Source organism: Planctopirus hydrillae (assembly GCF_001707835.1).
In the GTDB taxonomy this organism is placed as follows: Bacteria; Planctomycetota; Planctomycetia; order Planctomycetales; family Planctomycetaceae; genus Planctopirus; species Planctopirus hydrillae.
Genome location: NZ_LYDR01000152.1, coordinates 352,026 through 377,728, shown reverse-complemented (window position 1 = coordinate 377,728; position 25,703 = coordinate 352,026). Strand labels below are relative to the sequence as shown.

19 protein-coding genes are annotated in these 25,703 nt (G+C 53.0%); 5 read left to right on the top strand and 14 right to left on the bottom strand.

Translation table 11 applies throughout. The features are described from left to right. Positions 1-128 precede the first annotated feature (128 nt). The 5 genes from A6X21_RS20580 to A6X21_RS20560 all read right to left on the bottom strand — a co-directional run bounded on the left by A6X21_RS20580 (position 129) and on the right by A6X21_RS20560 (position 4,579). Entirely contained in the window at positions 129-1,439 is a 1,311-nt protein-coding gene (locus tag A6X21_RS20580; protein ID WP_131818467.1) for a hypothetical protein, read from the bottom strand. An 11-nt stretch (positions 1,440-1,450) separates the two neighbouring features. Next, complete coding sequence (locus A6X21_RS20575) at positions 1,451-2,542, bottom strand: prenyltransferase/squalene oxidase repeat-containing protein (protein ID WP_240490345.1); 1,092 nt, start codon at positions 2,540-2,542, stop codon at positions 1,451-1,453. A gap of 25 nt (positions 2,543-2,567) precedes the next feature. Further along, entirely contained in the window at positions 2,568-3,056 is a 489-nt protein-coding gene (locus A6X21_RS20570; RefSeq protein ID WP_068851997.1) for a hypothetical protein, read from the bottom strand. A gap of 419 nt (positions 3,057-3,475) precedes the next feature. Beyond that, on the bottom strand, positions 3,476-3,697 hold the full coding sequence (locus tag A6X21_RS20565) for a hypothetical protein (protein ID WP_013109537.1): 222 nt from the start codon (positions 3,695-3,697) through the stop codon (positions 3,476-3,478). Between the two features lie 366 nt (positions 3,698-4,063). Beyond that, on the bottom strand, positions 4,064-4,579 hold the full coding sequence (locus tag A6X21_RS20560; RefSeq protein ID WP_068851994.1) for an HU family DNA-binding protein: 516 nt from the start codon (positions 4,577-4,579) through the stop codon (positions 4,064-4,066). A gap of 345 nt (positions 4,580-4,924) precedes the next feature. Here A6X21_RS20560 and nadB point away from each other — a divergent pair, with 345 nt between their 5' ends. The 3 genes from nadB to A6X21_RS20545 all read left to right on the top strand — a co-directional run bounded on the left by nadB (position 4,925) and on the right by A6X21_RS20545 (position 8,772). Continuing rightward, on the top strand, positions 4,925-6,562 hold the full coding sequence (gene nadB / locus A6X21_RS20555; protein ID WP_068851991.1) for an L-aspartate oxidase: 1,638 nt from the start codon (positions 4,925-4,927) through the stop codon (positions 6,560-6,562). A gap of 255 nt (positions 6,563-6,817) precedes the next feature. Next, positions 6,818-7,585 carry an FkbM family methyltransferase gene (locus A6X21_RS20550; protein ID WP_068851988.1) on the top strand — a complete coding sequence of 256 codons (768 nt, stop codon included), beginning with the start codon at positions 6,818-6,820 and terminating at the stop codon, positions 7,583-7,585. After that, a complete protein-coding gene (locus tag A6X21_RS20545) occupies positions 7,582-8,772 on the top strand; it encodes a glycosyltransferase (protein ID WP_068851985.1) in 1,191 nt (396 codons plus the stop codon). The genes A6X21_RS20550 and A6X21_RS20545 overlap by 4 nt, the downstream gene beginning before the upstream one ends. A 56-nt stretch (positions 8,773-8,828) precedes the next feature. On the opposite strand, the gene dnaE is transcribed toward A6X21_RS20545, so the two are convergent. After that, positions 8,829-12,359, bottom strand: a complete 3,531-nt coding sequence (gene dnaE, locus A6X21_RS20540; RefSeq protein WP_068852358.1) for a DNA polymerase III subunit alpha — start codon at positions 12,357-12,359, stop codon at positions 8,829-8,831. 230 nt (positions 12,360-12,589) lie between these two features. Beyond that, complete coding sequence (locus A6X21_RS20535; protein ID WP_068851982.1) at positions 12,590-14,197, bottom strand: amidophosphoribosyltransferase; 1,608 nt, start codon at positions 14,195-14,197, stop codon at positions 12,590-12,592. Between the two features lie 764 nt (positions 14,198-14,961). Here A6X21_RS20535 and A6X21_RS20525 point away from each other — a divergent pair. Then, positions 14,962-16,095, top strand: coding sequence for a WD40 repeat domain-containing protein (locus A6X21_RS20525; protein ID WP_068851977.1), 1,134 nt, complete (start codon positions 14,962-14,964; stop codon positions 16,093-16,095). 56 nt (positions 16,096-16,151) lie between these two features. Here the strand turns inward: A6X21_RS20525 and A6X21_RS20520 are convergent, their stop codons facing one another. Further along, positions 16,152-17,558, bottom strand: a complete 1,407-nt coding sequence (locus A6X21_RS20520; RefSeq protein ID WP_068851973.1) for a DUF1501 domain-containing protein — start codon at positions 17,556-17,558, stop codon at positions 16,152-16,154. An 887-nt stretch (positions 17,559-18,445) separates the two neighbouring features. Between A6X21_RS20520 and A6X21_RS20515 the strand changes: the two genes are divergently transcribed. Beyond that, entirely contained in the window at positions 18,446-20,272 is a 1,827-nt protein-coding gene (locus tag A6X21_RS20515; RefSeq protein ID WP_068851969.1) for a DEAD/DEAH box helicase, read from the top strand. A gap of 128 nt (positions 20,273-20,400) precedes the next feature. Here the strand turns inward: A6X21_RS20515 and A6X21_RS20510 are convergent, their stop codons facing one another. From A6X21_RS20510 to A6X21_RS20480, 6 genes are all read right to left on the bottom strand, one after another. Then, a complete protein-coding gene (locus A6X21_RS20510; protein ID WP_068851966.1) occupies positions 20,401-21,039 on the bottom strand; it encodes a hypothetical protein in 639 nt (212 codons plus the stop codon). Between the two features lie 245 nt (positions 21,040-21,284). Next, on the bottom strand, positions 21,285-21,779 hold the full coding sequence (locus A6X21_RS20505; RefSeq protein WP_068851963.1) for a hypothetical protein: 495 nt from the start codon (positions 21,777-21,779) through the stop codon (positions 21,285-21,287). A gap of 115 nt (positions 21,780-21,894) precedes the next feature. Further along, complete coding sequence (locus tag A6X21_RS20500; protein ID WP_068851960.1) at positions 21,895-22,266, bottom strand: hypothetical protein; 372 nt, start codon at positions 22,264-22,266, stop codon at positions 21,895-21,897. Next, positions 22,263-22,985, bottom strand: coding sequence for an RNA polymerase sigma factor (locus A6X21_RS20495; RefSeq protein WP_083233780.1), 723 nt, complete (start codon positions 22,983-22,985; stop codon positions 22,263-22,265). Before A6X21_RS20495 ends, A6X21_RS20500 begins: the two co-directional genes overlap by 4 nt. A gap of 298 nt (positions 22,986-23,283) precedes the next feature. After that, positions 23,284-24,948 (bottom strand): DUF4332 domain-containing protein, encoded by a 1,665-nt coding sequence (locus tag A6X21_RS20485; protein WP_068851954.1) that lies wholly within the window; start codon positions 24,946-24,948, stop codon positions 23,284-23,286. Positions 24,949-25,073: 125 nt separating this feature from the next. Then, a complete protein-coding gene (locus tag A6X21_RS20480; RefSeq protein WP_068851951.1) occupies positions 25,074-25,646 on the bottom strand; it encodes a gamma carbonic anhydrase family protein in 573 nt (190 codons plus the stop codon). Between the last annotated feature and the right edge of the window lie 57 nt (positions 25,647-25,703).

The window sequence follows — 25,703 nt, the reverse complement described above, 5'->3', positions numbered from 1 at the left end:
GCAAACAAACTGATGATCTGACTGAAGCATAACCAACGGAGTATTCTCCATTACGATCATCCAGCAATCAAAGCCATTTCAAGATGGCAGTCACTCAGGCGATTTACCAGTAACGGTTCAAGTTCCCGCTACTTGACCCGCAGCGAAACATCGCTCCAGATCAGTTGAATCCCCTGATCGCCCGCACGGCCACTCATCGCTCTGAAGGTCAGCTTTTCTTCTGTCGGAACCGTGAGGTCTACCTGGAAGGTTTCCGATTTGTTTTCGAGGTTTAGTTCCTGGCTGCCCCAGAGAGTTTTTCCATTCAGCTTAATACTGGCCCTGGCAGCAGCCGAAAGTGTTGTGGCACCAGAAACCTGGACTCGCCCAGAAAGTTGATATCCCCCTTCCGCTAACCGCCAGGTCACCTCGGCTTCTGGAGACATACTGAGTGACCAGAAAGCGGTTTGGTCAAATCCTTCATGAATCCCCGTGAGACGATTCCTGCCTGTCTGTCTGGTGAGCAGATTGATTCTGCTCGTTGAGGAGTCTTGAACAATCGCAGGGAGCCAGGGGTTCCAGACCTGAGATTCCAATGGCAGATCGTCGAGCCATTGGAGCGAATCGGAAGCAAATTCAATGGTGAGAATATCCTGCAAAGGAACAACCAGTCGAGTTCCCGTCATGAGCAGAAATTCGAGTTTTACATGAGGTTCCTTTTCGCCACTGACAGTTCGAAGCTCTCGAACCGTAAAGGCTGAGCCGTCATTGGTCACCACTCGCCAGCGTTGCCTGGCAGCCTGAGGTGCGACCAGAAGTTCTTCATTAAAGACAATTGCCGCCATTCGAAAACGAGGAACCTGCACCGATTCTTTCGAACGCATCAAGGTCGCCTGCTCGGGACCAAGTTCTATGAATTCCCCCGGCAATTCATCACCATTGGAGAGAAGTGCCACATCGTCCTTGCGAGCGGCGGTGACTCTCAATGATTGGATTCGTCTGCGAAAACTGCCTCTGGCAAAGGAACTGGTCGGAGCTTTCAAAACAGCCACTTCGACCGATTCCAGGGGGATTGGCTCAGCCTGCCAATCGGTTTGTTCGACCCAGCCAATCTGAAGCTTTTCATTTTGTATCTCTTTAACGAATGCGGCAATCCGGTCGCCATTGGTCAACCAGATTTCGTGTTGTGGGACAGGGAGCCCATCGAAAGCTGCTTTTGCCTCAGAACGAAAATCGATGCGAGAGATTTCTTTCCATGGCCAGCGAGATGAAGTTCCATCATCCGCAGTGATTGCCAACTCATTTCCATCCATTTGAACCCGATGCGCTGTCATCACCTGCGCACTGACGAGTTGAATACGAGCTGGCAAAGCGGGTTCGTGATCAGCACTCCAAACTGGTATCGAGCCCAGCAGATAAACGGGCATCAAAGCACAGTAGATCAGGAGTCGAGTGTTCACAGAGAGGCCCGTTATCGCTGAAAGATTGGCAGATAGTTATTGGGCATTTGCAGAATCAGACAGGCCATGGCGGTGCCATACTCGGCACAAATCAGCGAATCGGGCCAGCTTCCGTCGGGGAGTTGCCGCTCGACCAGTTCATCTCGAATGCCAGAATACCAGTTTTCCCATCCTTCACCGCCGCGATGCCACATGACCTGAACTGCGTAGTAATGACCGTAATAGAAATGATTCTCATAGCGAAAGAGTTCTGCTCTCGGTGAAAACCGCAGCAAATACTCAATCCCACTTCGAATTTCTGGCCCCTCATAGATGCCGGCACTGTTCAGAGCCACCAGTGCTGCAGCAGACCTTGGAAACTGGCTTTGTGGTCGGGGCTCAAGTCGATACCGGAATCCGCCATCACCATTCTGGCACTTCTTCACATATTCGGTACAACGATCAACAGTTTCCCGGGGGACGGCAATCCCTGCATTTCGAGCTGCCCTCAAGGCCATCATCTGACAGACAGTCACCGAAATATCGGCATCCTTTCCATCCGGGTCATAACGCCATCCTCCTTCGGGATTTTGTGAGCCGACAATCAGATTCACGGCATTTTTCAGGGCCGTACGCACATTTTCCTGAGGAGTCATTCCATAGACTTCCGCCAGATAAAGTGTCGCGAAGCCATGCCCATACATGGGCCCATGCGAAGGACTCTCCTCGCAAAGAATGTAACCTGAGGGCTTGGAGTGCTTGAGAATGAAGTCGATCGACAGCTTGATTTCTGTCGCATACTTGCCGCGACTGGGAGTACTGCCGGCAGCCAGCATCGACATCCCTGCCAACCCGGTAACGGCCACGTTCCTGCGGTAAATTGACCCGGAACCAAACGAACCATCGGTATGCTGGCGGGCAGCGAGAAAAGCCAGTCCTTTATTGATGCTGGCGTCGGTCGCGGGTGTCAGCAGCTTACGGGCATCGATCTCGATGGTATCGCGACGTGGGAGAGGTTTTTCAACCTGCGCATCCGCTGGCGATCTTTCAGGCACTTGCGCTGAGGCGATTCTTCCCCCAAAGACCAATGAAATCACCAGCAGAGTGATCATGACTGCCGGCAAAATTTCTCGCTTCCCGCCATGCCCATCAGAATGGATCGACGGCCATACCATTCGCAGTTGTCGCCACAGGCGGAGCAGCAACCATGGCCGCTCGACTGGACGGAAAACCACCATCAGGCCGTGCGACCATCGTGGCGGCACCATCAGGCCCGGGAAACTGCCTTTGTTCGTAGACCAATTGAGGAGTTGCTTCTGGTTTCTGATAGGGGACCGGCTGCTCGGCAAAGGGAGAGCCTGGACGTGCCTGACCAACGGTCGCCTGGATTGAACGGAGATCGAATGACTGGCGTTCGTCGGTGCGCGGAGCAATGAATGCTCTCGGGCGGTTAAAAGTATCGGGGGCGACATACTTTTCGGGGTAAGGGTCATGTATTTCAGACGCCTTCCGTTCTGTGGCGACAGGCCTGGGCATCAGCGTGAGATAGCGGCCTTCACCAGCACAACCAGAGAAAAGTTGTCCTGACAGGATAAGTAAACCAATCGTCAACATCGAAAACAGGTGCGGGCAATCCATCGGGCAGTTCCTTCTGCACAGGGCTTCCTGCCATCTCCCTGAAGAACCGAGAAAGCCTGAATTCGACTATAGGCAATTTCTGCCGCTTTGCCTAGAACGGCTTTGTGTCGAGATTTTCCGGGAGCATCTGCATCAGGAACGCTTGCCAACAGCCACAGGCCACCAGCGAAAATGGAATATGCCCGTCACGGAACAATTCCGAGACGGGCATATCGTGTTTTCATAGTCTGAATGGCGCAGCAATGCCGGAAAAGGCAAAGCGATGAGCCATGCTGATTCACTGCAATTCATCAAAAACAGCACAACTGATGGCGTGTGGCTGATTCTGTGTCGCAGGCTGCTTGATGGTGAAAGCCGTCGCGTATGCAAGCTGAGGCCATGGTGGCCTTCAGCATCCGGCAGTCATCAGCGGAGCAACTTTAGAATATACCGCCATGGGTGCGATAAGGTGTCGCCAGATCAGGCATATCGAGGCCCCAGACGCGATCCCAGATTTCCGGAATATGGCGATAGCCTTCCGAAACGTAGATCAGTTGGCGGGCTCGAACGTCTGGTGAAGACGAATAAATAGGAACTATGCATCCCACCTGAAAGGTCGTGGCTGCAAGCAGTAAAAGTCCGGCAAACAATCGAGTCCGCATGTTCCCCTCCCTGGGAAATTGTCCGATACAACGCGTGCATCAGACAGCCTGCAGGGCAGCTCCTTACCGCCCTGAATGGCTCTCGTTCTGCTGGGAGTTATCGACGCAATTACCCGTTAACTTTGGAAAAGTCGTCGTATTCGCGCAAAACGTTTATCTTTAGGCATTCTTTGCTCTTACGTTTTCACATTGATGCAGTTTCTGCCTGTTGGAAGCCAGTTTCGACACACGCCCCCATCGGCATCAGTGCTCGAACGCCACTCGCCGCTGTGGCTGGATCAGAAAACAAAAGAACCGCTCTCTCGAGCGGTTCTCTGTACTGATGACAGGATAAGGCAGGAAACGTCGGGCGTCGTTAAGAACGCATCAGACCTGCCCTGAGTCTAGGGAAGTGCCGGGAACTGCGGTCTCGCCGATACCCGATTCATGCCCATTGACGGAAGGCAATGGGGCTGGAACCGGGCTGATGGCAGCAGCAGGTTCGGAATAGCTCTGTGCAGGAGTTGCTGCGACTGGAGCAGGAATTGCCGCCGCCTGCTCAGCAGCGCGTTCAGCGGCCTGTTCCTGTTCGTGGCGAGCCATGGCTTCACGGGCAGCAGCTTCTTCCAGTTGCCGCACCTTCTCTTCCATCTCTTTCCCGGGCTTGAAAGTGACCACAAACTTTTCGGGAACAAAGACCTTATCGCCCGTCCTGGGATTTCTAGCCTTACGGGCTGCACGCTTTTTCACTTCGAAGACACCAAAGTTGCGAAGTTCAATGCGTCCGTCCGCCACCAGAGTCTCCACAATGGCGTCGAACGTCTTCTGGACAATCTCTTTCGTTTTGAGTTGGGTCAGCCCAATCTCGTCGGAGATCGCTTTGACAATTTCTTTCTTTGTCACGTTCGAGGCCTCCCGAAGCTGGAAACGGCTAATGTGAAGCGGTTGTCAGTCCATGACACGGACGCTCAAAATGTAGTTCGCATTATGACGTAAAGTCAAGTGGTTCTTGAATCTGCCGCTTCTTCGAGGTTGACTTATGTCAAATTCACCACTTCCTGCCTATTTCGAAGTCCCCAAAGATATCTTCCCGGAAACCCCCGTCTGGAGTCGGTCAACTCCTCTCGATCCGTTAAGATTCTGGAAACAATTCTTCGGGCTAAGAGAACATTCATCGTCGTCGAGAACCTGTTCCCCGCGGGGATCTCTACATGGAAACCAAGCTCTCAACGAACATACTGGAACGGCATGCGCAACATCGGCCCCATCGAACTCGAAACCAAGCGGCGGTACCTGGTGCAGTTCGATCCCAAACGAATCCCTCACCTTTTCACCGATGTACTGATCATTGGCGCAGGCATTGCCGGCATGCGGGCGGCTTTGGCCATCGATCCCTCGTTACAGGTTGTCGTGGCGACCAAAGACCAGGTCTACAATTCAAATAGTGCCTGGGCCCAGGGTGGTATCGCCGGCGTATTCGATCCTTACGACGACATTGCCAATCATGCAGCAGACACCATGACGGCTGGTAAGGGACTTTGCGATTCCGTCGTTGTCGATACAGTTGTCCAGGAAGCTTCTGAGCGAATCCTCGAACTTGTCGGCATGGGTGCCAGGTTCGATGAAGTGGCCGGTGGTGGGATTGCCCTGACTCAGGAAGGTGGCCATAGCCACAGGCGCGTCGTCCATGCTTTAGGAGATGCGACCGGAAAAGAGGTGATGCGAGCACTCATTGATCGTGTTCGTGCCTTACCCAACGTCGATATCTGGGAAAAGACCTTTACGATTGACCTGCTCACCAGAGATCGCGAATGCCGCGGCGCGCTGGTTTGGAACCCAAATCACGGTAAAACCTTCGTCTGGGCCAAACAGACAATTCTTGCCACCGGCGGTGCAGGAAGACTTTTCCGCGAGACGACCAATCCGGATATCGCCACGGCTGATGGACAGGCCATGGCCTTCCGAGCCGGTGCTGTCCTCCGCGATATGGAATTCATGCAGTTCCATCCCACTGTGCTGTACATTGCTGGTGGTTCACGCCATCTCGTCTCGGAAGCGGTTCGTGGTGAGGGGGCTTATCTGCGGGATTGCCATGGCTATCGCTTCATGGCCGATTACAACCCGCTGCTCGAGCTGGCACCACGCGATGATGTCAGTCGGGCCATTACTCGACAGATGGAAAAAACGCGTCACCACTGCGTCTATCTCGATTTGAGTCACCTGCCTGTACAACTGGTGCGTGAACGGTTTCCGCACATCAGCCAGGTCTGCTCTGATTTCGGACTCGATCTGGCCAAAGATCAGATTCCTGTTCGTCCCGGTGCCCACTATATGATTGGCGGTCTGAAAACAGACCTCGAAGCGAGAACATCTTTACCCCGGTTGTTTGCTGCCGGAGAGGTTTCCAGCACGGGTCTCCATGGAGCCAATCGATTAGCAAGCAACAGCTTACTGGAAGGACTGGTCTTCGGCCTCAGGGCTGGGCGTAACGCCTCGAATGCTGCCCTGTCTGAGTCGGATGTCTTCACGGCCCATACGATTGATTCGTCTCCTCGTTCGCCGGCGGAAAATATCGAAGAACCTCTTCGTATCGACGACCTGCTGAATTCACTGACCAGTGAAATGTGGCGTAACGTGGGAATTGAGAGAAATGCGACCGATCTGCTGGCGGCTTTGCATCAGGTCGATTTCTGGGATCGATACGTGGGCCGCAGGGAATTCTCGACGGTCGCTGGTTGGGAACTGCAGAATATGCTTCTGGTGGCCCGGACAGTGATTCATGCTGCCATGAAGCGAGAAGAAACCCGCGGCACACACAGCCGCAGCGACTTTCCGTTGACTGATCCTGAACAGGCCAACCACATTGAATTGGTGCGATCAAGTTAATCAACTCACTCAAGCCTGCGGGTGGACCTTTTGCACTGAGCACCTCACAACAGAGTGGCATACAGAAACCCACCAGTGTATGCGAATCGATCCGTTTCACTTCAAATCTGTCGCTTGCGGTTTAGCCAGAATATCCTTGTTTGAAATGAAAACTTTCAGTCAACTTCTGTTGATGTTGATCGTTGAGATCAATCTCTTTCTGCTCATTTTTGATTCCCGTTATCGTTGCAAAAACTCACATCCTAAGTTGTCGACATGTCTGCCAAAGCACGAATGTTTCTCAAACGTCTATTTGACTGGTGTGGCCTGAAAATCCGGCGTACCGATAACGAGCAGTTCTTCGATTTTGAAGCCTTGTTGTGGCATAGAATGCACCGTTCCAAGCCCTTTCGTTTCATTCAGATTGGCGCTTGCGACGGAAAGCGTTTTGACCCGATTCATGATTTCATCAAAGCCAATTCGTCCGCAGTTGAGGGCGTGGTTGTTGAGCCTTTGCCCGATCTTTATGCCGCATTATGTCGTACTTATGCAGCTTGCCAGGGAATACAGCCAATCAACTGTGCGATCCATAATTCGGCCGCAACCATGCTGCTCCACCGAGTCCGCAGCAGCAGTTTAGGAACACTTCCCGAATGGGCGATCGGGATTTCATCTTTTGATCGTTCTCATTTGCACCGACTGGGCGTTCCCGACTCTGCGATCGAAGAGGTTCCTGTTCCCTGTCAGACATTAGCTCGACTCATTGAGATCACTGGATTCTCCTCTGTGGAACTCCTGCAGATTGACACCGAAGGCTACGATGCCGAAATCATCCTCTCCATTGACTTCTCCAGTTTTTGTCCCACGGTGATTCGTTTCGAACACAGCCGAAACAGCCAGGGCATGCCGGACGAGACCTACCATCAGGTCATCGACCATCTGCATGCTGGTGGTTATGAGGTGATCCCAGTCGAGTCGGATGCCATCGCATTTCAGCGATCAATTCTTGAAACTTCATCGCCCCCTGGGAATCTCCGGGTATGAGCAGAGAACAATCGCGAATTCGTGTTCTGTCAGTCATCGGCTCCATGCATGGAGGAGGAGCAGAGAGGCAACTCTTCGAGATCCTGCATCGACTGAACCGAGATCGATTTGAACTCGAACTCTACCTCTCGCACCGCGAGGGAGAGCTCCTGGATAAGCTTCCGACCGATAATCCGATCCACTCGTTTTGGGATGGGTATGCAGGCACAATCCGCTCGAAGTGGGATCATCTCCTGGGAAGAACAAACCAATCAAGAATCGGCCACCTGGCTCAAACAATTCATCGCAGGAAAATTGATCTCGTTTACGATCATTGCTATCTGGCGACACTTGATGCAGCACAAGCCACTTTCAAATCAAAAGTTGCCCGCGTTTCGGTGGCAGTCATTGATCCTCAAAGTGAAGTTCACTTCTACTCAGGCGGTCACCCCGCTCACGAGTTGCAGAAAGCCAGCCGGGCCTATGCGACTGCCGATGCTGTCATTGCCGTCTCAGACGGAGTGAAACGTGGCTTAATCGCTGATCTCGCGGTTCCTCCGGAGAAGATTGAAGTCATCTTTAACATGATCGACGTCGAGAAGGCTCTCGAGTTATCGCTTGCCCCCGGGCCAGATTTTGAGGTCGAGCATTTTCATATCGTGACTGTCGGACGCCTTGTCGAACAAAAAGGAATCGACCTTGCGCTGGCCGGACTGAACATTCTCGTGAACCAACGGGGGTTGAAAAACTTACGTTGGCATTTTGTGGGCGATGGCCCGCTGAAAAAGGACTTGCATCAACGCGCTGTCAGCCTTGGTCTCGAACAGTACACCAGTTGGCATGGTTATCAATCAAATCCCTACCCGTTTTACCGTGCGGCCAACCTGTTTGTGCTCCCCTCACGGTATGAAGGTTTTGGGTGCGTGCTCATCGAAGCACTTGCCTGTGGAATTCGAGTTGTGGCGACCGATTGCCCCAGTGGCCCGAGCGAAATTCTCGAAGATGGGCAATACGGCACTCTCATTCCTGTCGAAAGCCCTCTCGATATCGCCGATGCTGTTCAGAAAGCGGCCACACGTGCTCGATCGCCAGAAATAGAAGCAACCTCACTGCGAGCCTATGTCCGCAGCAGATTCTCATACGAAGCAGGAATCCCCCGCATTGAGCAATTGTTCGAGCGTGTGATCGCCAGCCGACGATGCATCTAATATCTCAGGTGCTCAGCGGTTCGCTTCAGAAATCGCCACGACAGTTCCCGTCATCCCTATCTTCCAATACTTCCGGAACGCGAGACTCCCCGACGTTCGGCCACGAGCGAGACACTTCCTGCGCCCAGTGCGTCATTCAGCCCTTCGCGTAGATCCTGATTACACGAAACCTTGATGGGCAAGGGCTTAAGGGCTGTGTATCTCAATCTCTGATCAGGGTCGGCTTCATCAATCGTATCCACGACAATGATCACTTCGGATTTGCCGGGATATTTGCCCAGGAGATCTTTGACTCGCTGAATCACAGCCGCATCGTGAATTCCCCGCTGGAACTTGATCGCCAGGGCTTTGGTAAAATCCCGCTCGACTTCGGGCATCGTCCAGATCTGGTCAATCACGACATTCGGCTCACGGCTCCGCTTATCGACTTTTCCCTTAACAAAGCGAATCTCATCAGCAACGACTTTTTCGCCCGCCACCGCATACTGCTCAGGCCACATGATACACCGCACCACACCAGACGGATCTTCCAGATCGAAGTTCACATACCGGCTGTGCCCATTACGGCTGGGCTTTTTTGTGGTGGCCTTCTTGATGGAGGAAACCATCCCTCCCAGCATCACCTCGACACCATCCTCAAGTTCGGCCAGTTGCATCGCCTGATGAGACGTGTACCGGCCAATCGTTTCGGCTTGCTCTGTGAGGGGATGAGAAGTGAGATAAAATCCCAATACTTCTTTCTCGAATGCGAGCTTTTCGCGATGCGACCAGTCGGGAACATCGGGCAAAGTGGCCGACGAAGTGCTTTCTCCTGGCTGAGAGTCTGCTTCATCACCGCCAAACAGATTCTTCTGCCCCCGGGCTTTGTCTTTCTGCAGCGACTGGGCTGCCTGCACAGCCCGCTCAATACATGCCAACTGGGCAGCACGCTTCGGCGAGATGCTATCAAGTGCCCCGGCCTTTACGAGAATTTCCAATGAACCCTTCGACAGGCTCTTGGCATCGACACGTTCACACAGATCAAAAATACTGGTGAAAGGGCCTTTCAACTGTCGAGCTTCAACAATTGCCTGCGTGGTTGCCTCACCGACACCTTTGATGGCTCCTAAACCAAACGCCACCTGACGTGGCCCGCGAACCGTGAATTCCACATCGCAGTGATTGATATCGGGCGGCACAATTTCAATGTTCATCCGCCGGCAATCATCAATATGCTCGTTAATCCGGTCGGTGTCTTCCATTTCGCACGAAAGCAGCGCTGCCATGAACTCTGCGGGATAATGCGCTTTCAAAAAAGCGGTCTGGTAGGCGACTGCGGCATAGGCCGTACTGTGCGATTTGTTGAAGCCATAGCCGGCAAACTTCTCGATCATTTCGAACAGTTCGGTGGCTTTCGCCTCCGGCAGGCCGTTCTTCTGCGACCCTTCCACAAATTGGGCTTTATACTTGGCAATTGTCTCGAGTTTTTTCTTGCTGATGGCTTTGATGCACTGATACGACTGAGGCAATTCGATGCCACCCAGCCGGTTCAAAATTCGCATCACCTGTTCCTGGTAAACCATCACGCCGTACGTTTCATCCAGGATGGTATCCATGATGGGATGAACACGCGGCAACGGTGCCCGTTTATGCTTCACTTCGACATACGTCATCACCATGCCACCTTCCAGTGGCCCGGGGCGATAAAGTGCCGATGTCGCAATGATGTCATTAAAACTATCGGGCTTCATTTTGGTCAGCAGGTCGCGCATGCCGCCCGATTCGAGCTGAAAGATCCCCTTGGTTTCACCACGCTGCAGAAGCGCGTAAGTCTCCTTGTCATCGAGTGGCAATTTCACCGGGTCGATGGTGACTCCCCGATGAAGAGCGACGTTCTTGACGGCCTTATCGAGAATTGTGAGGTTTCTCAGACCAAGAAAGTCCATTTTGAGCAGACCGGCCTTCTCGACGGTGGGTCCTTCCCACTGCGTGACAAGGTCTGTCTTGCCACTAATTGTCTGCAGTGGCACGTAGTCAGAAATGGGACGATCAGAAACCACCACTCCCGCAGCATGAGTGCCCGCACTGCGGGCCAGGCCCTCCAGTTGAATGGCATAATCAAACAACTCGCGGATCTGGGGATCCGTGTCGTAGGCCGCTTTCAGATCACTGCTTTTTTCCAACGCCTCTTTTAACTCAATGCCCAGTTCTTCGGGGACGAGTTTGGCAATTTCATCAACCCGCTTCAGAGGAACTGCCAACACCCGGCCGACATCGCGGATCGCGGCCTTGGCCTTCAATGTTCCGAAGGTGCCAATTTGCGAAACGTTCGCCTCGCCGTATTTAGCCTTGGTGTAATCAATCACATCCTGCCGTCGATCCCGGCAGAAGTCGATATCGATATCAGGCGGCTCGGTACGACTGGGATCCAGAAAGCGTTCGAAGAGGAGATCATATTTGATGGGGCAGACATGACTCAGACCCAGCACATACGCAACGAGAGCACCGCAGGCCGAACCTCTGGCACTGGCGGGAATCCCTTTTTCAATGGCAAATCGAACGAAATCCCACACAATCAGGAAGTAGCTGGGATAGCCCATCTTTTCGATCACACTCAGCTCAAAATCGAGTCGATCACGATGTTCCTGGCGGATATTCTCTTCGCCATAACGCCATTTGAGACCTTCTTCGCAAAGTTCCCGCAGATAGTCGATATCCCGTTTGTTGTCGGGCGTCGTAAAGACAGGAAAGTGCCTCGTCTTGAGATCGAGATCGATATCGACCCGATCAGCAATCTGCTGTGACATCGCGACGGCATCTTCGAAACCCTCAAATGCCGCGTACATCTCCTCTGGTGTGCGAACGAAGAGCTGGTTCCCTTCCATCTTCATCCGCTTGGGGTCGCTGCGTTCGGATTTCGTATTCACGCAGAGCAGGACATCCTGAACAGCGGCGTCTTCGGTATTCAGATAGTGGGCGTCATTGGTGGCGACGAGTGGTAATCCCATCCTCTTCGCCAGATCAACCGTGCGTTCGAGACAATCCCGCTGGATCTGATATCCCGCGTTCTGAATCTCCATAAAAAACCGGTCGCCAAAAGTCTGCGAATACCAGTGACAGAGCTTCTCAGCCTCCTCGAATCGCTCGCCCAGCAGAAGCTGTGAAAGTTCACCAGCCGCACAACCGGAAAGGCAGATCAATCCTTCGCTGTGAGCTTCCAGAATTTCTTTATCGATGCGGGGCTTGTAGTAAAAACCTTCAATAAAAGCCTTCGAGGAGAGCTTGACGAGGTTCTGGAAGCCCACCCGGTTCATGGCCAGCAAAGTCAGATGGTAACTGGCCTCTTTCATACGGGAGGCCCCGGATTTTTCCAGTCGTGACCCGGGAGCAATGTAAGCTTCCATCCCCAGAATGGGATTAACCCCGGCCCCTTTGGCCATCAGATAAAAGTCGAGCGCGCCATACAGATTCCCATGATCGGTAATCGCAACGGAGTTCATCCCCGAAGCTTTAACTTTCTTGATCAGACCATCGAGTCTCGTCGCACCATCCAGCAGGCTGAACTGTGAGTGGCAATGCAGGTGTGCGAAGGGGCGAGATGAAGTCATGATTCGGACACTTTCCAATTCGAAGGACAGGCCCCAGCCTGCTGATTCCTCAACGAGAATACACAGTTTCAAAACCTTGAAACATTCTCATCGAAAGAAAGATCACTCGCCGACGGCAAGAGACAACAGGCCCAGACAGACGGAATTCAGCCACTCTGTTGATCGTCTCCCTCGTCAGGGAGAAATCTGCTCCCATTGACGTGTGGCGATGTCAATCAACAAAGCAAATTTCAGTTGGTCGAGCAAGCAACCACCTGGGTCTGTTCGTAAGTTCTGCGAGGGGCGACATGAATCCCCTGTCGCTTCTTGGCGGCATCATCCACAGCCAGTTGATAGAGCTGCTCACCCATGGGTGTAGGGTATTCTCCCGTCAGGCAACCCCGGCACAGCTTCCCTTCCGACATCCCCAGGCTGCGAGCAATGGCAGGCAATGGCAGATAACGCAAAGAGTCTGCACCCAGCACGCGTGCCATCTCTGCCTGAACTTCCGTGGTCAGTTCGGCATTCGACTGAATGAATCGGGGTGCAAAGAGCTCGCTGATCGATGACATATCGATCCCGTAGAAACAAGGCGCCACAATCGGTGGGCAGGCGACGCGAACATGCACTTCCCTGGCACCACCACGCTCACGCAACTGCGAAATCAGCACCTGCATGGTCGTGGAGCGAACAATGGTATCTTCGACGAGGAGGACCCGCTTCCCTTCGAGAACTTCGCGAAGAGGCGTGTACTTGAGCCGAGCTTTATCGGCCCGATCTTTGCCTTCGATAAATGTCCGACCGATGTATCGATTACGAATCAGCCCTTCAAGACTGGGCACCCCCAGTTTGTAAGCCATTGCGTCGGCGGCAGCCTTTGAGGTATCGGGAACAGGAACCACAATCAGGTCATCACCACGCTCGATATCTTCGAGGGCTGCGAGTTCTTCGCCGAGAGCTTTCCGAGAAAGATAAACGCTGCGATCATCAAGCGTACTGGCCACGTTGGCAAAATAAATCCACTCGAAGAAGCAATGTGCCGTCCTGGGTGATTCGGCAAATTTTTTCACTTCGATCTGATTGTTTTGAATAATGACAGCATGTCCAGGGGCCAGCGTATGAATGTTCTCATCGCGAAAGCCAAGATTCGACAACGCCACACTTTCACTGGCCGCGGCGAACATGGGCCCTTCGATGGCGTAGCAGAGGGGCCGCAGCCCCAGTGGATCACGGGCGACAAACATTTCACCCAGTGCGTTCAGAAAGACAATATTGTAGGCCCCATCCAGCTTTTTGGAGAGTTCGGTCAACAACTCGACCAGCGAGGGGCGGCGATCACCTGAAAGCTGCTGCGAAATCAGATGCATCAGAATTTCAGTATCGGTCTGCCTGGCGAGATGAAACTCCCGCTTGGCCTGAATCTCTTCCATCAACTGCGTGTAGTTGGCAATCTGCCCGTTGAAGGCAAACGAAAACCACTTGTTCTTCTCGATATGCGTTCGCTCGAAAGGATGGGCATAACAGCGGTCTTCTTTGCCACAAGTCGCATATCGAACATGCCCGATGGCCGCTGGTCCTTTGAGTCTTTGCATCAAGGGCAAATATCGATCCTGATGCTGAATGTCGAAAACCTCTGAGACAGTCCCCACATCTTTGTGGGTTTCCAGAATCTGGGCACTTTCGGGATCGTATGACGTCATCCCGGCGGCCAGTTGTCCGCGGTTTTGAATCTCCAGCAAAAGTCGCGGCATATGCCACGAGGTATGACTTGCTCCCTGTCGCGGTGCCAGCGGGCTCTCCACCAATCCAGGCAAGTGGTAGATCGCCGCCACACCGCACTCGTGATGCAATTCCGCCATGTCGCTGGATTCCCGTTAGAAGTCAACCAGACATTTCGAATCATCAGGATTATCCACACTCAATCGAACGATGACTGAGCTGACAAACCTATTACTGACAAACCTTGTACCGTCAAAACATGATCACAGTCGAATCTCGAAGCATCCGAGCAATCTTTCCAAATCACAATCGAATTGTCATCAAGAAGATCGCTGCTTCGATCCATCGTTCAGGTTCAGCGACTGCCGTGTTCAACTCATCAAGGATATGAATCGAACAACTTTAGTCTTTGAGCATGATCCAAGCTTCATACAGCCTTCATCATTCCGATCTTACAGGAAACCTGCAATCACTTCAGCCATGGTTTTTCCCGGAAATGAACTTCTGGCCATGCAGGCGATCCCTTTCAGTTCTTTTGAGAGTAAACTGCACACTTGCAGGGTCAAGTCGCTTCAGCATCACATGCATGGATATCGATATTGCCGGAATTCTTTGACATTCCTGACTGCATCTTGCGTGACGGTGGACGCGAAATCAGTCGGGATGTGATTTGACTTTCGAGTTTCTGATGATGTGAAAATCAAGCCGATAAAACCTGATCCGGTGAAATTCAACTTGCAACTTTGACCATGTCGGCTTGAAGTACAGATTGCCTGTCATTCATTCATTGACCATCCGCCCAACGGCAATTTGGAAAACTGGATTGCAGGAAAGACGCCGGATATCAACCCCTTATCGTTTCTCATAAACCGATAATTGCCACACGAAAAGGATTCCCTTCGTGATGACCTATCAACGCTGGCTGTATTCGCTCATTGCCGGTTTCGGTGTGATCCTTTGCTCTCTCCAAACGCAGGCTCAGGATCTGCCCACGGTTAAGCTGAAGTCGGTCAAATCGGTAAAACTTGATGGGCCAGCCTATTCCGTCGCGGCACATCCACACCAGCCGTGGATCGCAGTGGGACTCGATAAATCGATCCTGCTCGCCAATCTGGATGGTTCCAAACTTCACACATGGAACTGGCCGGCAGGGCAAGTGCGCGGACTCGCGTTTTCACCAGACGGATCCACACTGGCGGCTGGGAGTTACCAATCCGTACAGTTATTGAAAGTTAACGCAGGGACAGATGGAAACCCCACTCTGGAACCGCTGAAAACACTTCCCGGCCACCGGGGTTATGTGCTGGATCTGGCATGGAGTCCGGATGGAAAACGACTGGCGACGGCCTGTGACGATGAAGCGGCCCGAGTCTTTCTGGTGGAAACGGCCCAGCGCCAGTTCATGCTGATTGATCACGGTTTTCCGATCACCAGCGTGGCCTGGTCTCCTTCTGGAGAATGGTTAGCGACAAGTGCTGGCGATGAGAGTCGAGCCTTCAAAGCGGGCGAGGTGTTTCTCCGAGATGCGGCCACTGGTGAGGTGCTTCACAAGCTGACGGGATTCGAACGCCCTGTCCTGGCGATTCAATTCACGCCTCAAAGTGATTTTCTGATTTGCGGTGGTCTCGATGAAAAATGCTTCGTCTTTCAGACCAAAGATGGACAGCCATTAGGCTTTTATGGTGGCCATGCCCGACCAGTTCGAAGAATTGTCACCGCGACCAGTCAATCTCCCCGACTTCCCCTTGCCATTACAGGTTCTGGGGGGCGATTTGCTGGTAAGAACGAAACCCACATCTGGACTGTCGATTCCGGCGATCAACTGGCCCTTGATGAATCCCACACTTCCCAAATTACTGGAGTGGCACTGAGTCCATCCGCCAATCGACTGATCACGGTCAGCAAGGATCAATCGCTATCGGTCTTTGAAGTGCAAGGCCTGGAAACTCAGCCTCTGCCAGCTTCTCCACAAGAAAACGATGCTACTCAGCCTGCCCCCAGGACCTGGCCACCGGCACCGGGAATTCCACGCGATTAATGACGAGCCGATCTTTTGCCAACAGTGGACGCGATTGTTGTGAGCTGACCATCTTTTCAAGTGAAAAGTTCCATCACGGGTTGGGCCTGGGCATCGACCAGAGGAAACGACGATCCATCTGGCCCTGGAAGTGGATGCTCAAGATCAATTCCCAGACTATGATAAATTGTGGCGAGAATTTCTGGCGGTGATACGGGCCTTTCGATGGGAGACCCGCCCAATGCATCGCTTTTTCCGACAATCCTTCCGCCCTGCACTCCACCACCGGCAAAGCCCACGCTCCAGCAGTTCGTCCAATGATCGCGCCCGCCAGCCGAGTTGATCAGAGGCGTCCGGCCAAACTCTGCCAGATTGCAAACCAGAGTGTCGTTCAGCATGCCCCGTTCTTCGAGGTCTCGAATCAGTGTGGCATAGCCTTGATCGTACATGGGAGCAATCAGATTCTTCATCCCCTCAACAGAGGCAAACGGGTGAGTGCCGTGAATATCCCACGTGATTTCCGTGTCGATATTCAGAAACGTGTTGATAGTGACAAAGCGTACTCCCGCTTCAATCAGGCGACGGGCGAGCAGGCACGACTGCCCGAAACGATTTCTGCCATACTGGTCTCGCACCGAGTCTGGCTCACAGGCCAGATCAAATGCGGCCCGAGCTTCCGAACTGCTGATCAATCGAAAAGCCGCTTCGGCATGGCTGCCCTGCTGAATGGCCGATTCACTTTTCTCAAAATGAGAAAGCGAACTTTCCACCACGGAACGCAGCTTCTGACGACGATCCAGTTTCGCAGTTCCCAGCGATGGAGGAATGCTCCTATCGGCTCCCCTGAAATGAGGAAGCGAAGGATCATCATTCAAAACCAAGGGATCATCAGCTTTGCCTAGAAAGCCACCCATCTGTTGATCAGAACGAGGTTCTCGACCAGCATCCATCCGTTCGGGAAGTACGACAAATGGCGGTAAACCAGCCCGCTTTTCCTTCAGATAACTGGTCACACTCCCGACGTGTGGTGACTTGAGCCCACCTGCAAAATATCGTCCGGTCTGCACGTATTGCCAACCAACATCGTGCAGGGCAGGTGCGGTGTGATAACAACTGCGGATGATCGAAAACTTCTCTGCAATCGCGGCATGCTGCGGCAGAATCTCTGTCAGAAAGATCTCGGGAGAAGCCGTCTGGATTGTGGAAAATGGGCCGCGAATTTCGCGTGGTGCCTCAGGTTTTGGATCGAAGGTATCCAATTGACTGGGGGCACCCAGGTTGCAAATCATGATCACGGATCGTCGATCACTTCTTCGAAGACGCTCGTCGCGAGAAGCAACTTGATCGTTGCAGGATATTGCTTCCTTCGAGATCAGATCAGCGAGGGTAAAACCTCCAGCCCCGAGAGATCCCACCTGGAGGAAGTCGCGGCGGGTGAATTCGATACCAGGCCGGTCGTATTGATCGTCCGTTACGGTAAGCATTAATGACTCCTGATGGATCGATTCCGCTCACGATCAACACTGCGACTCAGGGCGTTTGCTCCAAGTCAAAATTCGAAGCAGTCGTGAGAATAATCAAAACTCACGAGGAGCACATCAATTTCTGTTGATGCCAAAAGAATGCCTGAGGGCTCGATATTTAAGAATACTCGTTAGATGTCATGGAATTCCGCCGGGGTGAACCGCCTGAACCTTGTTTTGAAACCGAAAAAAGTACTGGAAAACGGAAACGTCAATCCAAAGAGTGTGAAACTTGGCAAAACGGAATCTTTGTGACTTCCCTGAACGAAATGTCTCTGCTATGATCTCTGTCGAAAGAATGCATGCTGGGCAAGTCTCAGTCTGACCTCATTAGAGGTGAGTTACCTTGATTGGTAACAATGTCTCGTGGTTTGGCTGTCTTGGGTTTGGTGATTTGCTCTCATTTGATGAGAGATTCCCAAAAATTTGGAAGGCGGCCTCCAGTTTCGCACATCATTTTGACGTGTTTTCTATTTAGAGCACCAAAACTGATGGCGAGGTGTAGTCCTGAGCAGTTCCTGCCGCGTTCGATCGTCCCCTGCCGTTTTCGCTGGTCATTATCTGATTCCTGAGTGAAGTTTTCCTTCATTTTCGAAATTCAGATGTTGTATTGGCTCAGAGCGGTATCGGTTCGAATGATGGTCCAGACGAATGCTCCCGCACTCGATGCAACACATGATGTTGCCATCGCTCAATCGTAGTGTGGTTTTGGCATTTTCTGTGGGCAACATCGAGTGGGTCGTTATGTGTTTTCACATTTGCGGTAGCAATTGTGGATCGCCAGGGGCCTGAATTTTTGTGAATTGTCCAATCTTTTTGACAGAACTTAACTTTCGAAATCGAGACACATGACTGAATTGCCCGCTGACATCGAAACCACCACGACTTTTGCTGATTTGAACATCAGCCCGCCGATTCTCTCGGCTGTCACTGCCTCCGGATATGTTAATCCGACTCCTATTCAGGCTCGGACGATTCCCCTGTTGATCGAGGGCCGAGATGTCCTTGGTATGGCTCAAACCGGGACTGGTAAAACCGCTGCTTTTGCCATCCCCATGCTCCAGGCCATTGATCTCTCGTCATCGGCCACGCAAGTCCTCATTCTGGCACCGACTCGAGAGTTGGCGATGCAGGTGGCTGAAGCCTTTGAAAAATATGCTGCCAACCTCAAAGGGTTGCGTGTGGCCGCCATCTATGGTGGTCAGGATTACCAACTCCAGTTCCGCCAGTTGAACCGTGGAGCCCATGTGATTGTGGGAACCCCTGGCCGAGTGATGGATCATATTCGCCGCGGCTCACTCAAGCTCGATTCACTCAAAGGGCTCGTGCTTGATGAAGCTGACGAGATGCTGCGCATGGGGTTCGCCGAAGATGTCGAGTGGATTCTCGAACAGACACCTCCCCAGCGTCAGATTGCACTCTTCAGTGCCACCATGCCTGATTCGATCCGCCGAATCGCGCAGAAACACCTGAAGAATCCTGCCGAAATCACCATCAAGCGTCGTACGGCGACTGCCGAAACGATTCGCCAGCGGTTTATCACCGTGCCACCGTTCCAGAAGGAAGCAGTTCTCGCCCGCATTCTCGAAACGGAACCCATCGACGCGGTCATTATCTTCGTCAAAACCAAGAGTACGACGGTTCCTCTGGCTGAGTTTCTCGGCAGCCAGGGCTATCGAACAGCGGCCCTTTCGAGCGATGTTCCTCAGGCTCAACGCGAGCGCATTGTGGAACATCTCAAGTCCGGCCGGCTGGATATCGTCATTGCCACTGATGTGGCTGCCCGCGGACTCGACGTCCAGCGCATCACACACGTCATCAACTTCGATCTCCCTTCGGATAGCGAAAGCTATGTGCACCGCATTGGACGAACAGGTCGTGCGGGTCGTCAGGGCGATACCATTCTGTTCCTGCATCCCCGCGAACGTTTCCAACTACGCCGCATCGAACAAGTGACTCGCCAGCCCATTGAACCGATGCAGGTGCCTGCTGCTGCCCAGGTCAATGAGCGACGGATTGAACGTTTCAAATCCAAAATCAAGACAGCACTCGATCACCGAGATCTGGAAGCGTTCTCTGGTATCATTGAAAGTCTGAGGAAAGAATCCGACACGCCGATTGAGCAGATTGCCGCTGCCCTGGCTGTGCTGGCAGCGGGCGATGCACCGCTGCTGGTGAAGGACGACATCCGGGATTTCAACTCGATTGAAACTCGAAATCGTGAACCGGCACCCGGGCGTGGCAATCCGCGGTTGGCACGTGCTCAGGATGCCGATCGCAGCATGCGACCTCGTGGGCGTGAAACGGGACGCGAAGAACGTGCTCCCCGTTCGGAAGGTCGCTCCTTCCGCCCGATGGAAACCTTCCGCATTCAGGTCGGGCAGATCCATCAGGTCAAGCCTGCGAACATCGTGGGTGCCATTGCCAACGAAACAGGTCTCGACAGTTCATGCATTGGACGGATCGAGATTTACGATAACTACAGCACTGTTGATCTGCTGGCAGGTATGCCAGACGATGTGTTCCACTCTCTCAAAGCCGTCGAAGTGCTGGGCCAGCAGCTCAACATTTCCCGGGCCACAGAACACCCTGCCAATGAAGAATTTTCCGCTCGGAAGTCCAAAGGACGCTTTGACTCCAAGCGAAATCTGAAGCCCAATCAGCAGCGATCGTAGAACATCGTTTTGCAATCGATGACGATGATGTGATCCTGCTCACTATGAAGAAGACCGGCCTGGCACTCCGCCCAGCCGGTCTTTTTTCCATTGGTCTTTGAGCGATAAATGAACGCATCGGCGATCATTCAATTCGATTTCAGTCGGATCGACTTCGCAAATTCCAGAATCGCGTCACGATGCTGTTGAATGGTGGCCTGGGGCCCAGTGGCTTTAATAAAGAAGTTGGTGTTCTCCAGCGGCAAGACGATGCCAACCATCGCTGCGTTGGGGATCACGGCATTCTCTTTCGCGAAACCGTCAGTGAACGTTCCCGCCAGATCGAGCACTATGGCCTGTTTGCCGGCAATCTCCATTTCCGTTCGCTTGGGGCGTACATCGCTACCGGCAGTCTGGAATTGTCCTCGCCAGCGATCCAGATTCATTTCGACATCGCCACCTGCACCGGAACAGGTTAATCGCCCGACCCCTTCCTTTCCGGGAAGCTGGAATTCGGCCATGAGGACATCGTTTCGCGGAGGAATTTCGAACCAGCCTGTGGGGACTGTGATTTTGAGCAGTCCCAGATCTTTTTCGTAGGGCTCGATGATTTCAACCTGATCACTGGCTGGTGTGGCATCGCTTGTAGCTGTTGCATCCGGGGGTGTTGCCACCACCGGCGGAGCCTTTTCACCACAACCGGAGAGCAGGATTCCGGCCACAGGCAAAACGGTGCAAACCACCCGGTTCCATCTGGAAGGCAGGACATCGTCAATTCGCGTCAACATGGTTCCCCCTGAGGACAGATCTCAAAGTTTCACTCCCGAAGGATCAACTCTCTGCGAGTACTCAACCATTGGGAGTCACATGTTATACCTGCAAATCGCTATTTGCCCTCTATGATCTCTGGTCCAAATTTCCAGACAATCGCTGAGTCCGAATCGGCCTGCATCGTCGAACAAAATCACTGTTGCAACCAATGGGCAGCACAGCTTTCGATCATCATGCAGGAAGGGGATGCACGAACCAGCTCTTAGAGCCCACCCCAGATCAGATTCACTTCGCGGAACTTCTTTTGAAACTGCACGAAGTCCGATGGCTTCAGAATCTTTGACATCTTCAGTTCCAGTTCGGCATTCCAACTTTCCATGATCGGTGCATGTTCACCGCGCAGTTTCTGTACCCGAGCATGATGCTCAGAAATGATCTCCAGCACAGTGGCTTCCTGCGCCGGAGAGAGCCCGTAGTCATATGCGATCATTTCTGCAATTCGCCTCGGCATGTCATCCGGCTTCTGCTTCATCTCCAGCAACGTTGCCCGCAGCCAGTAGGCATGAATGACCGCCCCGGTCACGCCCCCCGCCAAAAAAATACCGAGCCAGATCACGCTCATCAACAAAAACCGCCAGCCAGATCGCTGGCGCGATGATGGCTGTTTACCACTTATCACTAGCATTTCCGCTCGATCGTCTGAACGGGCAGAGACATCTGCTGAAATCGCAAGGTCTGCGGATACTGGAGTCGTCATTGGGTCTTATTCACTCTGGATTTTGTCACGTTCACTAGGCTCGAAGAATCCAATGTTTCGCCCGATCGGGACGACTTAGCTCATCGTGAAACGAGGACACTGGGAAATGAGGACTTCAAATATCAATGGCACGCCACGCGAGGCTGGGTGAACGAATCCACATTCCCGTGGGATCAGAGAGCAATTGCAGCGAGGAGTAACCCCACCAGATGCTGAACAGCATCAAGGCTGCCGAGGCCGCCGCAGCCCAGATCCCACTTCGCAGACCCGCATCGATCCGGCCCCACAAGTTGTCAGTCTGTCTGCTCAAAACGGCGGTCACATTTTCAAAGGTGTGACGGCTGGCGAACTCTTCCTGATGGATCTGCTCCATCACGGCGTTCACCACCTCAACCTCAGGAAATTTCTCAGCTCTGGCCAGGTGCAGCAGGCCTTCGAATTCTGCGAGCCGGGATTCACTCCCGGAGTTGGAACGATCGGGTTTCATGATTGAGCCCTCTCCAGCACCTGGGCCAGTTTTCGGCGTGCCCTGAATGCCTGCACTTTCACCATGGCCAGCGACCAACCCGTGAGCGCTGAGATTTCCTTCAGCGAGCGCTCTTCCAGATGCAGAAGCGTCAACACCAGCCGATCTCGTGGTGGCAAGGTAGAGAGCACCATGTGAACTTTGGTTGCGGCATCGTGGGCTGCCTCAGAATTTTCTTCCCTGGCGACTGGCTCTGGAAGAGCCTCCAGGCGTGCATGGCGTTGCCTCTGTTTGGCCTGTTGCTTCCAGAAACGGTACCCAGTCCGAGTGCTGATCACCGTCAGCCAGTGAAGAAAAGGAGCTTCGCCACGAAAGTTATGAATCTGCCGCCACGCTTCGATAAAGACCGTCTGAACGAGTTCTTCCACAACTGCCGGATCGCGCGTAAAGCGGCTCATCAATCGTGTCACAGACCGTTGATGCCGCTCGACAACCGCCCGATAAGCGGCTGAGTCTCCCTGCTGGACTCTGCTGACATCCGCCCAATCCAGAGCCGAATCTGCCGTATTCTGCACGTTTTGAGCAGCGACTTCGGCAACTGGCAACCAGACCCAACTGCGAAGTTCCCGGGTGATGCTTTGCAACCAGAGAGGTGCACGTCGGCGCACAACAAGTCGAGACTCGATAAGAAATCGACCTCTCCACGATTCAGCAAAACCATTGGTGGCACACGACGGCATGCTTGTTTCCCAGGCTCACATTTTGCGGGAAGTTGAGACGCTGGCAGAGGGAGGCTCCTCTTCTAAGGAACAACGGATTCCTCTCGCTGACAAAAATCTCAAATTCCACGTCGAATTCTACCCTTCTTGTGGGAGAACATCGACAGGAGGTTACAGCCCTAAGCGACCATCGACAATTTTTCACGTCAATTCAACGGGAATCATACTCTGCTCAGATGGTCCGAAGTTCCTGCGATCGGGAAAACAGGGCTGCCACAAGTTCCACCTGCCCGCTGATTTCTGTCATCAGAATTGACGATCAGGCAGCCTGGGACTGGCTCGAATTCTCACTGTTATGAGCCTTCGCACGAGTTTGCCACTGGCGCAAATCCTCAAGATCTGGTGGATGCGAACCTCGCAGGAGCCTCTCGGCTTCAGGGGTTGTCAGAAAGTTATCCACGAGATCCCAGAGCGTTTCGATCTCGGCTTCGACAAATTCATCTTTCGTCTGAATTCCAATGGCCGTCAGAATCTGAGCCATATAGCCCCGGAACTTTGGAATCTCGCAACAGAGCCGAGCCTGACATTGCCATTCGTAAAGAGTGACAGAATCAAGCGATTTCTGGCTCAGTTTTCTGGCGAGTTCATGAGGTTCGGCATTCACAAACTCGCCCACCGTCCGAATCCCGGCGCTTGTGAATTTTTCGGCTGTTTTGGGCCCAATCGAAGGTGCTTTTTCCAGCGGCATACTCATGGACAAATAGAATTGCGACTCATGGTCTTGAACCACTCGCCCGGTCGCTGGTTCTGAAACTGTCTGAACTTTTCCTGCTGTTGGCAAAACTTGAGCCTGAGGTTGAACACGATTCGCCGCGGGAGGTGGTGGTGGAACCAGAACGGGTGGATCGGCATGGATGACAGGTTGTGGCAGAGGTTTTGCCGTTGGCTTTTCACCAACTTCCTGAGATTTCGTCTTTTCTTGTGGCTTGGGTCGTTCTGCCTGGATCTTTAGGGCCTCTGCATGCTTCGATCCCGCTAAGGCCACCGATTCCTGCCCAAATGTCTCGACAGGAACTTTGCAGACTTCAGTAGCGTAGGCTTCGCGAACCACTTTCTCGTCAGCCGAAAGTGTCTTCTCACAGCGACCAGTTTTTTCGACTTCCTTCGCAATAGCCAGCACAGCAGCTCGCTCACTGGCATTGGCCATTTTCTTAGTCACAGCGAAAATCGGAACTGTCATGGCAGCCAGCACGCCATAAATCGTGACAGGGCTCGAAGGTGGTGTCACTCCTGATTCCTTGAGGCATTCCCCCAGGACCAGTGCGTACCCGCGAATTGTTTCTCCAAGGATGCGGGCGATCGCTCGCTTGCCCGTTTCGTCATAACCTTCAACCGGTTTCTTTGAACCAATTGCCAGCGAGTAATGCGAAATGGCCAATTCATACGACTGATTCGCGAATTGTGCACCCTGACGAATGATCTGAGGCAGCCACTCGCCCCCCTGAGGGATGCTTTTTGCTGGTACACCCCCCAGTTCCTGGTCGAGCAAGAGCCGCAATTGATCGTAAGAGCAGGCAATGGTCCACTCGGCGGCCCGGTGAACAATCGTCTCAGCTTCCGACTGCCCCGTATGGAATGGTTGAAACGGATCGGTTACGTAATGACTGAGGACACCCGCACTATAGACCCCTTGTGACCAATCTTTCTGGCGAAAGGCTGTCACTGATTTTTCATACCAGATTTGTGCCGTCTTGATCGCACCGCCCCACTCCTGATCCCGCACATGCAGCACATGATTCTGAAAGTCTTTAAATTTGTCGTCGGGAGCTTTCGATCCATCGAGATACTGATCGATCCGCGTCAAAAACAGATCGCTCCACTTCTCTGCATCCGGTATTTCAAGATACTTCAGCGCATCAAGAGCCAGCTTATGGTGCGTGTTCTTGCACTTGTAGGCAAAGAGGACTGAAAACAAGAGGGACATGTCAGCCACTTCCCGATATCCGGCGAAGAGTTCAGGCTTCGCCTTTTGACCGATCTGCTTCTCAACCTGTTGTTTTCGCAGATCGAAGGCATGCTGACGAGCAATCTTCTTTCGGCAGATTTCGCTTATTGAGTGAAGCGAATCCCTTGCTTCTGGGCTGCCCGGTGAGCAACAGAATTATTGGCATAGTGCTTCCATGTTCGTTCAGTCCGCCAGGCCAGTTCCGGAGAAACTTCCCGGATCTGCCGTGCGGGAACTCCGGCCCAGAGTGTTCCAGGGGGCACAATCGTTTCTTCAAGCACCAGAGCACCAGCCGCAATGAAAGCCCCCCGTCCGATGACAGCCCGACTCAAGACGTTCGCACTGATACCAATGAGGACATCGTCTTCCACGGTGGCTCCATGCACCAAAGCGCGATGTCCCAGCGAAACCCGGTTTCCGATTTTACAGGGAGAATGTGGATCCACATGCAGAATGGCTCCATCCTGCAGATTGCTGTCTTCCCCAATGTCGATGCGTTCGTGGTCGCCGCGTACGACGGCTCCGAACCAGATGGAACTGCGAGCCCCCACAGAAACCCGGCCATAAAGTGTTGCCCCCGGGGCAATCCACGCGGTGGGATCGATCTCTGGATTCTCGGTAATTGCCGAAAAATCCCAGTGAATCTGTGGAAAAGGGACTTCAGGGGGCTGGAACATTCAAAACCTCTTCAAGACGAAGGCTTCGGAAACTTGGAAGTCGCACGCAACTCCTCT